This window comes from Chromohalobacter sp. HP20-39, assembly GCF_033052815.1.
GTDB lineage: Bacteria > Pseudomonadota > Gammaproteobacteria > Pseudomonadales > Halomonadaceae > Chromohalobacter.
Window position 1 is genome coordinate 1 of sequence record NZ_JAWHTP010000371.1, and the last position, 327, is coordinate 327.

Here is a 327-nt window from a genome sequence, read left to right on the forward strand (position 1 = left end):
CCTGCCGCCTGAATGGCTTGAACGACATCGTCGGCGTTGCCCACCGCGACATCATGGTGCCGGTGACCGACGGTGAGATCCGGGTGCGGCTGTACGAGCCGGACGAAGCGGAGGGCGCGGGCGGTAACGGGCCGTTGGTCGTGTTCCTGCATGGCGGCGGGTGGGTGATCGGCAGCATCGACACGCATGACGGCATTTGCCGACTGCTGGCGCGGCAGAGTGGCTGCATCGTCGCGTCGGTGGAATATCGCCTTGCCCCGGAACATCAATGGCCTGTGCCGCTGCGGGACTGCGAGCAGGCACTCGGCTATCTGGTGGCGAATGCGG

1 protein-coding gene is annotated in these 327 nt (G+C 66.7%); it reads left to right on the top strand.

The genetic code is table 11. From position 1 onward, the window contains the following. Nucleotides 1-17: 17 nt before the first annotated feature. On the top strand, nucleotides 18-327 hold a 310-nt coding region (locus RVY79_RS18415; RefSeq protein WP_317465986.1), incomplete at its 3' end, for an alpha/beta hydrolase.